Origin of the sequence: Bradyrhizobium sp. IAR9 (genome assembly GCF_013408065.1) — a bacterium.
In the GTDB taxonomy this organism is placed as follows: Bacteria; Pseudomonadota; Alphaproteobacteria; order Rhizobiales; family Xanthobacteraceae; genus Bradyrhizobium.
Genome location: NZ_JACBZW010000024.1, coordinates 23,152 through 35,319, shown reverse-complemented (window position 1 = coordinate 35,319; position 12,168 = coordinate 23,152). Strand labels below are relative to the sequence as shown.

The following is a 12,168-nucleotide window of genomic DNA, read 5'->3' as shown; positions in this document are numbered from 1 at the left end:
CTACGATTGCAGTGCAAGCCTCAATGCTTCCCCGGCCCCATATAACCGAACAGGAATCCCGCCACCTTGCGCATCTGGATCTCTTCGCTGCCCTCCGTGATACGATACCTGCGGTGGTGGCGGTAGATGTGCTCGAACGGCTTGTGGCGTGAGTAGCCCATGCCGCCGTGGACCTGCATGGCGCGGTCGGCGGATTCGCAAGCGAGGCGGTTTGCCCAGTAGTTGCACATCGAGACGCGATCCGAGAGCGTGCGCTCGATCTGCTCCTCGGTGAGCTGATCCATCTCCCAGGCGGTCTTGCGGATCAGAAGGCGCAGCATTTCGGCCTGCGTCGCAAGCTCGACCAGCGGGAACTGGATCGCCTGGTTCTCGGCGAGCGCCCGTCCGAACGGCTTGCGCTCGCGCGCGTATTTCACACTCTCGTTGATGCAATAGACGGCCGTGCCGAGCGAGCTCGCAGCTTGGCGGATACGGTTCTGATGCACGAAACACTGCGCCAGCGACAGGCCGCGGCCGACCTCGCCGAACAGCGCATCCTCAGGCACGAACACGTCGGTAAAGCTGACGCGGGGGTGGTCGGTCGGCATGTTGAAGGTCCACATATATTCCTCGACCTTGACGCCAGGGCTCTTGGCCGGCACCAGGAAGCAGGTGATGCCGCGGGCATCGCCGTCATTGCCGCCAGTGCGCGCAAACAGCGCGCAGTGCGTCGCGACGTGCATGCCTGTGGTCCACATCTTCTCGCCGTTGATGATCCAGCCCTTGACGTTGTCGCGGGTGGCGGGCACCGCGCGCGTCTCCATGTGGGTGGCGTCGGAGCCGTGATGCGGCTCGGTCAGGCCGAAGGTGATGCGGTACCTGCCCCTGATCGAGCCGTCGATCATCGCCTTCTGATCGTCGCGGCCATAGCGATCGAGCATGGTGACGACGGGGAAGTTGCCGACGATGGAATGCTCGTTCTGCAGATCGTTATGCAGGCCGAGACCCTTTGTGGCAAAATGCTCGCGGATCACCGCCATCCAGAGATTGGAGCCATCCTTGCCGCCATATTGCCTCGGCACGGGAAAGCGCAGATGGCCGGCGGCATCCGCGAGATCTTTCGCCTTGCGCAGCAACGCTTCCCATTCATGCCGCGGCAGGCCGCCATTCTCGAAATCGGTGCGCGCCCATTCGCGGCGATGATCGAAGAAGCGGATGTTGTCGTCGGCCTCTTCCAGCGGCTTGATCTCGTGTTCGATGAAACGATCGAGCTCTCCGAGATAGGCGACGAGATCGGCTGGCAATGAGAAATCCACAGGTTCTCTCCCGGATTGATTTTATCGTTTTGCGTTAAGGCGCTAGGCGCATTTCCGCTTCGTGCGATTAAGCTGAGAAGAGCGCGTGCAAGTCAAGCAAAGCGAGGCGTGTGACGCGCGCAAGGCGCACCAGCGCAATTCGATGGTGCCCCAGCGCCCACGCGCGGTAATATGCCGGCAATATTCCTTCGGAAGAAAATGCGGGAGCGCGCGATGGAGCTGAAATTCTCAAAGGTGGAACGCAAGGGGCCGATCACGATCGTCACGCTGTCGCGTCCCGAGGTCTACAACGCGCTGCACACCGATGCGCATTTCGAGCTGCAGAAGGTGTTCGACGATTTCTCCGCGGATGCCGAGCAGTGGGTCGCGATCGTCACCGGCGCCGGCGACAAGGCATTCTGCGCCGGCAACGATCTGAAGTGGCAGGCGGCGGGAGGAAAACGCGGCTGGGACAAGGGCGGCTTTGCCGGCCTCACCGCGCGCTTCGACTGCGACAAGCCGATCATCGCAGCGGTGAACGGCGTCGCGATGGGCGGCGGCTTCGAGATCGCGCTGGCGTGCGACCTCATCATCGCCTCGGAGAATGCGACCTTCGCCCTGCCCGAGCCGCGCGTCGGCCTTGCCGCGCTCGCCGGCGGCCTGCACCGGCTGCCGCGGCAGATCGGGCTGAAGCGCGCCATGGGCATGATCCTCACCGCACGCCATGTCAGCGCCAAGGAAGGTTTTGAGCTCGGCTTCGTCAACGAGGTGGTGCCGCAGGGGGAGGCGCTGTCGGGCGCGCTGCGCTGGGCGGACATGATCACCAAGAACTCGCCGATGTCGATCCGGGCCTCCAAGCAGGCGATCCAGAAGGGGCTCGGCGTCTCGCTGGAGCAGGCGATCGAGGAGCAGCGGGAGTATCCGGCGGTGAAGGCGATGGTGGCCTCGCAGGATTACATCGAGGGCCCGAAGGCGTTCTCGGAGAAGCGGCCGCCGAAATGGGTGGGGAAGTAGGCGGTCTTTCCGCCGTCATTGCGAGCGCAGCGAAGCAATCCAGAAATGCATCCGCGGAAAGACTCTGGATTGCTTCGTCGCAAGAGCTCCTCGCAATGACGGGGAGAGTGGACGTAGCCCGGATGGAGCGAAGCGCAATCCGGGACCTCTGCATCGGTTCGCGCGATTTTCCCGGATTACGCTTCGCTCCATCCGGGCTACGAAGCTACGGACTCCGCCCCAGCTCCCGCTTGTACGACGCGTAGTTCGGCTGATCGACGGCGAGCTTGTCCATCGTGGTCGCCCACAGATGCTCGGCGAGGCCCGGCGTTGCGAGGCCAACCTCGCCCTTGGCGATGCGCTCGGCGAGCGTGTGGTTGAGATCGCCGACCGAGCCGTCGATGCCGAGCAGCGCGCGCAGGCGCTCGACCTCCGCAGCATCACTCCCCTCCTCCCGCGTCAATTGCCGCGTGACGAGATCGAGAATGTTGATGGCGACGCGCAGCTTGAAGGCCTGGTGGCCGGAGATCAGCGGGGTGATGTCGTTGCGCAAGAAATCGGCGACTGACTTGGTCAGCTCGATCGGGGTCGGTTCGTCCTGCATCGCTCAGCTCCCGCGCGGCGCCAGCAGCCGCAACAGATCGATCTCGGTCTCGCTCGCGCGGCGGCCGATCATGGCGCGTTCCATGGAATGGTCAGGCCCCTCGCGAAAGCGCTGCATCATGCCACCGCACATGATGCCCCAGCGCAGCGTGCCCATCACTTCCCAGAATTTGACGCGCACCGGATCGACCCGCCGGCCCGCAGCCTCATAGCCCGCGAACAGCTCCTCGCGCGAGCCAAAGCCGCCGACGGGCTTGTCGATCTCGCCGAAACGCCAGGAGTTGACGCAGACCCAGCCGAGATCCTCCATGGGATCGCCGAGATGGGCGAGCTCCCAGTCGAGCACCGCGCGCACGCCATTGCGGCCGATGATGAGATTGCCGTTGCGGAAATCGCCGTGCACCAGCGTCTCCTCAGCCGACGGACCCGGATCGTTGTCGCGCAGCCAGCGCAGCGCCAGCTCGAACACCGGCTTGGGCCAGTTCAGGCTGCGATAATCGCGCTCGAACTCGGCGATCTCCTGGGTCGCCGACCTGCTGCGCAGCTCGGGCAGCTTGTCCTTTGGCAGGCGATGCAGGCCAGCAAGAATGCCGCCGATCTGCCGCGCCAGATGCGGCCGCGCCGCCGCATATTCGTCATCGCGAAGAATCTTGCGCGCGATGGTTTCGCCCTCGACCCGCTGCATAATGAAGCCGGTACCGAGATCATCCTCCGGCACGAGCACATGCATCACGCGCGGCGACGGCACGCCGGCCTCATAAGCGAGCTGCATCAGCTGCGCTTCAGCCGCAAGACCCGCCGCGCGCGTCGGCGCTGCGCCATACCCCTTCGGCGAGCGGCGCAGGATCGCGCCGATCCCGCCATCGGGATGCGTGATGTCGAAGCGCCAGGTTTCCTGACTGGCGCCGCCCGACAATCTGGCCGCGCCGGTGATGCCGGTCGCGCCCTTGCACCAGCGCCGGACGCTGCGTGAAAGCTCGGCTTCGATCATTTGCCTTTGAACTGCGCGGGACGCTTCTCCAGGAACGCGCCGACGCCCTCGCGAAAATCCTGGGTGTCGCCGGCCCGAAGCTGGCACTGGAATTCGAGATTGAGCTGATCCTCGAAGGAGTTTTCGGGGCTGTCCCAATAGAGCTTGCGGATCAGCGACAGCGCCACCGTCGGGCCGCTGGCAAGATCGCGCGCGAGCTTCATGGCCTCCTCCATCAGCACGCCGTCGTCATAGACGCGGTTGACGAGGCCCCATTCCAGCGCCTTCTCCGCCGGCAGCCGTTCGCCCATCAGAGACAATTCGATCGAGCGCGCCCGGCCGACGAGGCGCGGCAACAGCCAGGTCGAGCCGCAATCCGGTACGAGGCCGATGCGGCGGAAGGCCTGCAGGAAGTAGGAGGACCGCGCGCATAAAATCATGTCGCCGAGCAGCGCGAAGCTCATGCCGGCGCCTGCCGCCGGGCCGTTGACCGCGGTCACGATCGGGCAGTGCAGATTGCGGATGCGGCGCAGGAACGGGTGAAAGCCGGTCTCCAGCGTCAGGCCGGCCTTGGTCTTCTTCGACTGGTTGTTGCGCCCTTGCAGATTGGCGCCGGTGCAGAACGCGCGGCCCGCGCCGGTCAGCACCACGCAGCGCACCTCGTCCTTCTTCTCCTCGATCGCATCGAGCGCCTCGGCGAGACCACCCAGCATGTCCACGGAGACCGCGTTCATCACCTCCTGATGGTCGAGCCTGAGGACCGCGACCGAGCCATCGAAATCGAGCGTGACGTGTTTGAACTGCATGGTTTCCTCGTCAGTTGCGGCCTGCGTCAGTTTCGCAGACCGGAATTCGTTTTGCCGGGCGTATATTTGATTTTTGGCGCGGTCTTGTCCATGGTGATCAGAGCATAGCAAGCAATCTTGCGCGCAGCGGCTGATGCGCCGATACCCAAAAACAGGAAACGCGCCATGAACCTTTTCGACCTCTCCGGCCGCGTCGCCGTGATCACCGGCGGCAATGGCGGCATCGGGCTCGGCATCGCACAGGCGCTCGCCGGCCAGGGTTGCAACGTCTCGATCTGGGGCCGCAATGCCGACAAGAACAAGGCTGCTGCCGCGAGCATGGCGGGGCTATCAGGCAAGGTCGATACCCGGGTCTGCGACGTTACCGATCCGGCTTCGGTCAATGCCGCGATGAAGGCGACGCTCGACATTTTCGGCCGGGTCGACGGCTGCTTCGCCAATGCCGGCATCGGCGGCGGCGGCCGGCGCTCCTTCATCGAGCGCACCGAGGAGGAATGGCGCACGATGTTTGCGACTAATCTCGACGGCGTGTTCCACGCGTTCCAGGCCGCGGCAAGACACATGACCGACCGCGCCAATGCCGGTGATCCCTTCGGCCGGCTGGTGGCAACCTCCAGCCTCGCCTCGATCTTCGGCACCGCGCGCAACGAGCATTATGCGGCAACCAAGGCCGCGATCAACGCGCTGGTGCGCGCGCTCGGCGTCGAGCTGGCTCGCCATGGTGTCACCGCGAACGCGATCCTGCCGGGCTGGATCAAGAGCGACATGACGTCGGGTCTCATGACCAACGAAAAATTCGTCGCCAACGTCATGCCCCGCATTCCGGTGCGCCGCTTCGGCGAGGCATCCGATTTCGGCGGCATCGCGGTGTATCTGATGAGCAAGGCGTCGTCGTATCATACGGCCGATACGTTCGTGATCGACGGCGGCTATACCGCGTTTTGATTTTCGTAGCCCGGATGGAGCGCAGCGCAATCCGGGACAGCCAAAAGCAAGCAAGACCCGGATTTCGCTGCGCTCCATCCGGGCTACAACATTGAGGGAATGGGCAAATGTTCTCACACATCATGATCGGCACCAACGACCTCGACAAGGCCAAGTCGTTCTACGACGACCTGCTGAGCACGCTCGAAGTGCGGCCGGCCAGGGTCGACGGCCACCGCATCTTCTACATCACCAAGACCGGCGTGTTCTCGGTGTCGAAGCCGATCAACGGCGAGCCGGCGACTTGCGCGAATGGCGGCACGATCGGCTTTGCCTGCAATTCGCCTGAGCAGGTCGATGCGTGGCACGCGGCTGGCGTCGCAGCCGGCGCAAAATCGATTGAGGATCCGCCGGGCATCCGCCAGGGCCCGGGCGGCAAACTGTATCTCGCCTATTTGCGCGACCTCGACGGCAACAAGATCTGCGCGATGCATCGGATGCCGAGCTGACGTAACCGGCGCTGTCATTCCCCGCGAAAGCGGGGAATCCAGTACGCCGCGGCTTCTCGATTCAATCACTGCCGCCCCTGGGATACTGGATCGCCCGATCAAGTCGGGCGATGACGGCGGAGAGTGAGGCTCGCGCCTGCCGCCTCACTCCACCCCATTCAAACAACATTTCAAACGCCCTCGCGATATTCCATCGCGTGGCATGGCTGCGCGTGAAAAATACGCGCTCGCGCTTTGGCCGCGCTGCGACTATTCTTGCGCCCAGAACGATCTCAGCGTCCCCGGGAGGAACAATGACAAAACACACCTACATTCCCCGCACCACCAACTACACCCTCAATCCCGGCGACGAGCTCAACGACCTCCGGATGTCGGACCAGGTCCGGCCGCTCTACGATCACGTCAAGAAGTTCATCCGCGACACCGTCGAGCCGATGTCGATCGAGTTCGCCAAGGCCGGCGAAGGCAAGGAGGACCGCTGGAGCTTCACGCCGAAGCAGCTCGAAGTGCTGGAGAAGGCCAAGAACAAGGCCAAGCAGGAGGGCCTCTGGAACTTCTTCCTTCCCGACGACGAGACCGGCCAGGGCCTGAAGAATCTCGACTACGCCTATATCGCCTCCGAGCTCGGCAAGAGCCCGCTGGCGTCCGAGAGCATGAACTGCTCGGCGCCGGACACCGGCAACATGGAGGTGCTGGAGCGCGTCGGCACCAAGGAGCAGAAGGAGAAGTGGCTGAAGCCGCTGCTCAACGGCGAGATCCGCTCGGCCTATGTCATGACCGAGCCGAACGTCGCCTCCTCCGATGCCAAGAATATCTCGACGACGGCAAAGCTCGTCGGCGACGAATGGGTGATCAACGGCGAGAAGTACTACATCTCCGGCGTCGGCGATCCCCGCTGCAAGATCCTGATCGTGATGGTGAAGACCAATCCGGACGCGGCGCCGAGCAAGCAGCAGTCGCAGATCCTGGTGCCGCGCGACACGCCCGGCGTCGAGGTGCTCGGGCCCATGTATGTGTTCGGCCAGGACCACGCCCCGCGCGGCCACATGCACATGCGCTTCAACAATGTGCGGGTGCCGAAGGAGAACATGCTGCTCGGCGAAGGCCGCGGCTTCGAGATCTCGCAGCTCCGCCTTGGCCCCGGCCGCATCCATCACTGCATGCGCACCATCGGCAAGGCCGAGAAGGCGCTCGATCTGATGGTGCAGCGTGGCCTCACCCGCGAAGCCTTCGGCAAGAAGATCGCCCATCTCGGCGGCAACATGCAGATCATCGCCCAGGCGCGCTGCGAGATCGAGGCGATGCGGCTGATGGTGCTGAAGGCCGCCAAGGCGATGGACGTGCTCGGCAACAAGGAGGCCCGCGTCTGGGTCTCCATGGTCAAGGCCATGGTGCCCGAGCGCGCCTGCAAGATCATCGACCAGGCGATCCAGATGCACGGCGCTACCGGCATCTCGCACTGGACCCCGCTCGCCGAGATGTATCAGGACGTCCGCCATCTGCGCTTTGCCGACGGTCCGGACGAGGTGCACTGGATGGTGGTCGGACGCCACGAACTGAGCATGGCGTAAAGGTCTCTCCTCTTCCCGCTCGGGAAGAGCCGTAGGGTGGGCAAAGGCGCGCACTTCGCGCGCCGTGCCCACCGTCTCGACCTCGCAAGGAATGGTGGGCACGCTTTCGCTTTGCCCACCCTGCGAAGATCGTAGGGCGGATTAGCGAAGCGTTATCCGCCGAACTTTCATGTGACGAAGATGGCGGATTACGCCTGCGGCTAATCCGCCCTACGCGCCTTGATCAGCCTTCGTAGGGTGGGCAAAGGAGCGTCGGCGACGTGCCCACCATCCCTCCATGTTGCGCTGGAAACCGTGGGCGCGCTTCGCTTTGCCCACCCTACGAAGATCGTAGGGCGGATTAGCGAAGCGTAATCCGCCGTCTTTCTTGCGAGATGGCGGATTACGCCTTCGGCTAATCCGCCCTACGAGACCTACGTCGCCGCTTCGACCTTGTCCTGCGTCTTCGTCTCGAAATCGCTCGCATCGTGCCGCTCGTGCAGCTGGCTAGCGGGATCGCCGGAGACGCGGTTGACCATGCGCCCGCGTTTCACGGCGGGGCGCTGCGCGATCTGGTCGGTCCAGCGCTGCACGTTCTTGTAGTCCTGCACCGAGAGGAATTCGCCGGCGCCATAGACCAGCCCCTTGGCGAGCGCGCCGTACCAGGGCCACACCGCCATGTCGGCGATGGTATACTCCTTGCCGGCGAGATATTCGTTGTCGGCAAGGCGCCGGTCGAGCACGTCGAGCTGGCGCTTGGTCTCCATCGCGAAACGGTCGATGGCGTATTCGATCTTGAACGGCGCATAGGCGTAGAAATGGCCAAAGCCGCCGCCGAGATAGGGCGCGCTGCCCATCTGCCAGAACAGCCAGGACATCGCCTCGGTGCGGCTCTTGATGTCCTTCGGCAGGAAGGCGCCGAACTTCTCGGCGAGATAAAGCAGGATCGAGCCGGACTCGAACACCCGGATCGGCTCCGGACCGGAGCGGTCCATCAGCGCGGGGATCTTGGAGTTCGGGTTGATGTCGACGAAGCCGCTGCCGAACTGGTCGCCGTTGCCAATTCTGATCAGCCAGGCGTCGTATTCGGCCCCCTTGTGGCCGAGCGCCAGAAGCTCCTCCAGCATCACCGTGACCTTCACCCCGTTCGGCGTCGCCAGCGAATAGAGCTGGAAGGGATGCTTGCCAACCGGCAGCTCCTTGTCGTGGGTCGGACCGGCGATCGGGCGGTTGATGCTGGCGAACTGCCCGCCATTTTCCTTGTTCCAGGTCCAGACTTTGGGCGGCACGTAGGCGGGGGTATCGGTCATGCGAGGAGCTCCGGCGGAAAGATGCGCCTGCATTAATTAGCCCGCGAATGGCCGATGACAAGCCCTCCGAGTTGCATTGCCGGGCGGGGCATCTCACCGTTTCGTCATGGCAGGCTCCTCCCGTCATCCGGCCGCCCGCAGGGCGAGCTCGGAATGGCGGCGTCAACTGGGACGCATCGGCCTTCGGGTAGAGCGCGACGCCTACACACAAGATGCCTCGCCGAATCCGGCCTGTCATCGCCAGTGACGATCGGCTAGCGTCACCTTGCTTCGCGCGCGAAAGCAACGAGAACGCGAAGACCGCCGGGAGAGAGAGCCATGAAATCGCCGATCTGCGACATGCTGGGCATCGAGTTCCCGCTGCTGGCCTTCAGCCATTGCCGCGACGTCGTCGCCGCCGTCAGCCGCGCCGGCGGCTTCGGCGTGCTTGGTGCCACCGTGCACACGCCCGATACGCTCGAACGCGAGCTGAAATGGATCGACGATCACGTCGACGGCAAGCCCTACGGCATCGACGTGCTGATCCCCGAAAACATCTCGACCTCGGGCGAGAAGGACGTCACCTGGAAGAGCCTGGAAGCGCGGGTGCCGCAGGAGCACCGCGCCTACACGCGCGAGCTCCTGAAGAAATACGACATCGAGCTGACGACCACCGAGGTCGCAGCCGATCAGCCGCAGCCGTTCGACGGAAAGACGGCGCTGCAATTGCTCGAGGTGTCCTTCAATCATCCGATCCGCCTGATTGCCAATGCGCTGGGCGTGCCGCCGAAGGCGATGATCGAGATGGGCAAGAAACACGGCGTGCCGGTCGCAGCGCTGGTCGGCGCCAAGGAGCACGCGCTGCGCCAGGTCGCGGCCGGCGTCGACATCCTCGTCGTGCAGGGCACCGAGGCTGGCGGGCATTGCGGCGAGGTCTCGACCATGGTGCTGGTGCCCGAGGTGATCAAGGCGATCAAGCCCATCCGCGACGTGCCGGTGCTGGCGGCCGGCGGCATCATGACGGGACGGCAGATGGCGGCGTGCATGGCGATGGGCGCGGCCGGCGCCTGGACCGGCTCGGTGTGGCTCGCGACGGTGGAAGCCGAGACCACGGAGATCTTTCGCGAGAAGATGATCGCGGCCTCTTCCCGTGATGCAGTCCGCTCGAAAGGCCGCACCGGCAAGCCGGCGCGGCAGCTCCGCTCGGTCTGGACCGATGCCTGGGACCGCGCGCCGGACAGCCCCGGCGCACTGCCGATGCCGCTGCAGAGCATCGTCAGCCGCGATGCCTTCAATTCGATCGACCGCGCGGCGGCGAGCGGCAACGCCAAGGCGCGCGATCTCGTCAGCTATTTCGTCGGCCAGGGTGTCGGGCTCATCGACAGTGTGAAGTCGGCGGGCGCGGTGGTGCAGGAGTTCAAGGAAGATTTCGCCGAAGCCGTCGAGCACATGAATGCGCTGGTGGCGGAGTGATGGAGTGTGTAGCCCGAGTGTCGCCCGCAGCCCATCCTTCGAGGCTCGCCAAGCGCCGCAAGCGTCGCTCGGCTCGCACCTCCAGCGACAATGGCTTCGCCATTGCGCGGGGATGACGCCTCCTCCGTAGCCGTCACCCTGAGGTGCGAGCCGCGTGGTGCGAAGCGCCGCGCAGCAAGCCTCGAAGGGCGACGGCGTGCCAAGAATCTGAAACGTGAAGCAAGAAGAAATGACCAATTCCCCTACCTCCGAAGACCGCATCCCCGTCATCGCCGGCATCGGCGAGATTGTCGATCGCCCGAAAGACATCACTGACGGCCTTGAGCCGCTCGACCTGCTGGAGCAGGCACTGCGGCGCGCGGAAACAGATGCCGGCGCAAAGTTGCTCGGCGAGGTGCAGTCGCTCGACGTCGTCAACTTCCTGAGCTGGCGCTACCGCGATCCGGAGCAGCTGTTGGCGCAGCGCCTCGGCATCACGCCTGCGCATTGCTATTACGGCCCGGTCGGCGGCGAGAGCCCGATCCGCTATATCCACGAAGCCGCCAAGCGCATCGCACGCGGCGAATGCAGCGTGGCGGCGGTGTGCGGCGCCGAAGCGCAATCGACCGCGACCAAAGCGGAACGCACTGGGGCAAAGCTGCCGTGGACACCATTTGCCCATGACGTCGAGGAGCCCAAGCGCGGTGCGGCGTTCCAGAAGCCGCTGGCGGTGAAGCTCGGCGTGTTTCGTCCCGTCACCGTCTATCCGTTCTACGAGGCCGCCTCCTCCGCGCATTGGGACCAGACGCCGCGCGAGGCGATGGCGGAGTCCGGCACGCTGTGGTCGCGCTATTCGGAAGCCGCCGCGCAAAATCCCAATGCCTGGCTGAAGCGGCGTTATGCGCCCGAGGAGATCACGACGCCGACCGCGGACAACCGGCTGATCGCCTGGCCCTACAACAAGCTGATGGTCGCCAACCCCAGCGTCAACATGGGCGGTGCGCTGCTGCTCACCAGCCTCGCCAAGGCGCGTGCGCTCGGCATCGCGGAGGACAGGCTGGTCTATCCGCTCGGCGGCGCCTCGGCAGAGGAGCCGCGCGACTATCTGTTGCGCGACCAGTTCTACGAGAGCCATCCGCAGAACGCGGTGCTGAACGCGGTGATGGACCTTGCCGGCGGCAACGGCAAGAACTTCGACGCCATCGAGCTCTATAGCTGCTTCCCCTGCGTACCCAAGATGGCGCGGCGAACGCTCGGCCTTGGCGCCGACGTGCAACCGACCGTGACCGGCGGCCTCACCTTCTTCGGCGCCCCGCTCAACACCTACATGACGCATGCGGCCTGCGCGATGGTGCGGCGTGTGCGCGAGGGCGCAAAACTTGGCCTGCTCTACGGCCAGGGCGGCTTCGTTACCAAGCATCACGCGCTGGTGGTGGCGAAGGCGGGGCCGCGCCAGGCGCTGGCGCAGGAGACGAGTGTGCAGGGCGAGGCCGACCGCAACAAGCGCGCGGTGCCGGAGTTCGTGACTGAGGCAAGCGGCAAGGGCAAGGTCGAGAGCTTCACGGTGCTCTACGGCCGCGGCGGCGAAGTCGAGCACGGCGTGGTGATGCTGCGGACGGAAGATGACAGGCGCACGCTGGCGCGGATTCCGGCGGGCGATAGCGCCACGCTGGCGCATCTACTCAACATGGACCGCACGCCGGTTGGCTCGCTCGGCGAGATCGCAATGGCGGCGGATGGCGCGCCGGAGTGGAAGGTTTCGTAGGGTGGGCAAAGCGGAGCGTGCCCACCGTCTTCA

Annotated in this window: 12 protein-coding genes; 6 read left to right on the top strand and 6 right to left on the bottom strand. The window is 64.7% G+C overall.

The window, feature by feature from the left end; all coding sequences use genetic code 11:
• Window positions 1-20: 20 nt before the first annotated feature.
• Window positions 21-1,295: an acyl-CoA dehydrogenase family protein gene (locus tag GGD67_RS38130; protein ID WP_179740070.1), complete on the bottom strand. Its 1,275-nt coding sequence runs from the start codon at window positions 1,293-1,295 to the stop codon at window positions 21-23.
• 213 nt (window positions 1,296-1,508) lie between these two features.
• Here GGD67_RS38130 and GGD67_RS38125 point away from each other — a divergent pair, with 213 nt between their 5' ends.
• Window positions 1,509-2,288 (top strand): enoyl-CoA hydratase-related protein, encoded by a 780-nt coding sequence (locus GGD67_RS38125; protein ID WP_179740068.1) that lies wholly within the window; start codon window positions 1,509-1,511, stop codon window positions 2,286-2,288.
• A 205-nt stretch (window positions 2,289-2,493) separates the two neighbouring features.
• Here GGD67_RS38125 and GGD67_RS38120 read toward each other — a convergent pair whose 3' ends face one another.
• The 4 genes from GGD67_RS38120 to GGD67_RS38105 are packed head-to-tail and all read right to left on the bottom strand — an operon-like array spanning window position 2,494 to window position 4,813.
• Window positions 2,494-2,871 (bottom strand): DUF6285 domain-containing protein, encoded by a 378-nt coding sequence (locus GGD67_RS38120; protein WP_179740067.1) that lies wholly within the window; start codon window positions 2,869-2,871, stop codon window positions 2,494-2,496.
• A gap of 3 nt (window positions 2,872-2,874) precedes the next feature.
• Window positions 2,875-3,861 carry a phosphotransferase family protein gene (locus GGD67_RS38115; protein ID WP_179740065.1) on the bottom strand — a complete coding sequence of 329 codons (987 nt, stop codon included), beginning with the start codon at window positions 3,859-3,861 and terminating at the stop codon, window positions 2,875-2,877.
• Window positions 3,858-4,646: an enoyl-CoA hydratase/isomerase gene (locus GGD67_RS38110; RefSeq protein WP_038947737.1), complete on the bottom strand. Its 789-nt coding sequence runs from the start codon at window positions 4,644-4,646 to the stop codon at window positions 3,858-3,860. The genes GGD67_RS38115 and GGD67_RS38110 overlap by 4 nt, the downstream gene beginning before the upstream one ends.
• Before the next feature lie 26 nt (window positions 4,647-4,672).
• On the bottom strand, window positions 4,673-4,813 hold the full coding sequence (locus GGD67_RS38105) for a hypothetical protein (RefSeq protein WP_179740063.1): 141 nt from the start codon (window positions 4,811-4,813) through the stop codon (window positions 4,673-4,675).
• Between GGD67_RS38105 and GGD67_RS38100 the strand changes: the two genes are divergently transcribed.
• The 3 genes from GGD67_RS38100 (at window position 4,812) to GGD67_RS38090 (ending at window position 7,650) form a co-directional block, all read left to right on the top strand.
• Window positions 4,812-5,591: an SDR family NAD(P)-dependent oxidoreductase gene (locus GGD67_RS38100; RefSeq protein WP_179740061.1), complete on the top strand. Its 780-nt coding sequence runs from the start codon at window positions 4,812-4,814 to the stop codon at window positions 5,589-5,591. The two genes, GGD67_RS38105 and GGD67_RS38100, sit on opposite strands and share 2 nt — an antisense overlap.
• A gap of 107 nt (window positions 5,592-5,698) precedes the next feature.
• The gene (locus GGD67_RS38095) at window positions 5,699-6,079 is read left to right on the top strand and encodes a VOC family protein (protein WP_018315635.1); all 381 of its coding nucleotides are present in this window, start codon (window positions 5,699-5,701) and stop codon (window positions 6,077-6,079) included.
• A 293-nt stretch (window positions 6,080-6,372) separates the two neighbouring features.
• Complete coding sequence (locus GGD67_RS38090) at window positions 6,373-7,650, top strand: acyl-CoA dehydrogenase family protein (RefSeq protein WP_028143270.1); 1,278 nt, start codon at window positions 6,373-6,375, stop codon at window positions 7,648-7,650.
• A 413-nt stretch (window positions 7,651-8,063) separates the two neighbouring features.
• Here the strand turns inward: GGD67_RS38090 and yghU are convergent, their stop codons facing one another.
• The gene (yghU, locus tag GGD67_RS38085; RefSeq protein ID WP_018315633.1) at window positions 8,064-8,939 is read right to left on the bottom strand and encodes a glutathione-dependent disulfide-bond oxidoreductase; all 876 of its coding nucleotides are present in this window, start codon (window positions 8,937-8,939) and stop codon (window positions 8,064-8,066) included.
• Between the two features lie 318 nt (window positions 8,940-9,257).
• Here yghU and GGD67_RS38080 point away from each other — a divergent pair, with 318 nt between their 5' ends.
• Both GGD67_RS38080 and GGD67_RS38075 read left to right on the top strand, forming a co-directional pair.
• Complete coding sequence (locus GGD67_RS38080) at window positions 9,258-10,391, top strand: nitronate monooxygenase (RefSeq protein ID WP_018315632.1); 1,134 nt, start codon at window positions 9,258-9,260, stop codon at window positions 10,389-10,391.
• Between the two features lie 229 nt (window positions 10,392-10,620).
• On the top strand, window positions 10,621-12,135 hold the full coding sequence (locus GGD67_RS38075) for an acetyl-CoA acetyltransferase (protein ID WP_179740059.1): 1,515 nt from the start codon (window positions 10,621-10,623) through the stop codon (window positions 12,133-12,135).
• The last annotated feature ends 33 nt before the right edge of the window (window positions 12,136-12,168 follow it).

What these genes read in the sequence shown, in the direction of transcription:
- GGD67_RS38115 (WP_179740065.1), bottom strand. Translation starts at nt 3,861, where the DNA reads ATGATCGAAGCCGAGCTTTCACGCAGCGTCCGGCGCTGGTGCAAGGGC.
- yghU (WP_018315633.1), bottom strand. Translation starts at nt 8,939, where the DNA reads ATGACCGATACCCCCGCCTACGTGCCGCCCAAAGTCTGGACCTGGAAC.
- GGD67_RS38080 (WP_018315632.1), top strand. Translation starts at nt 9,258, where the DNA reads ATGAAATCGCCGATCTGCGACATGCTGGGCATCGAGTTCCCGCTGCTG.
- GGD67_RS38125 (WP_179740068.1), top strand. Translation starts at nt 1,509, where the DNA reads ATGGAGCTGAAATTCTCAAAGGTGGAACGCAAGGGGCCGATCACGATC.
- GGD67_RS38090 (WP_028143270.1), top strand. Translation starts at nt 6,373, where the DNA reads ATGACAAAACACACCTACATTCCCCGCACCACCAACTACACCCTCAAT.
- GGD67_RS38120 (WP_179740067.1), bottom strand. Translation starts at nt 2,871, where the DNA reads ATGCAGGACGAACCGACCCCGATCGAGCTGACCAAGTCAGTCGCCGAT.
- GGD67_RS38075 (WP_179740059.1), top strand. Translation starts at nt 10,621, where the DNA reads ATGACCAATTCCCCTACCTCCGAAGACCGCATCCCCGTCATCGCCGGC.
- GGD67_RS38110 (WP_038947737.1), bottom strand. Translation starts at nt 4,646, where the DNA reads ATGCAGTTCAAACACGTCACGCTCGATTTCGATGGCTCGGTCGCGGTC.
- GGD67_RS38095 (WP_018315635.1), top strand. Translation starts at nt 5,699, where the DNA reads ATGTTCTCACACATCATGATCGGCACCAACGACCTCGACAAGGCCAAG.
- GGD67_RS38100 (WP_179740061.1), top strand. Translation starts at nt 4,812, where the DNA reads ATGAACCTTTTCGACCTCTCCGGCCGCGTCGCCGTGATCACCGGCGGC.
- GGD67_RS38105 (WP_179740063.1), bottom strand. Translation starts at nt 4,813, where the DNA reads ATGGCGCGTTTCCTGTTTTTGGGTATCGGCGCATCAGCCGCTGCGCGC.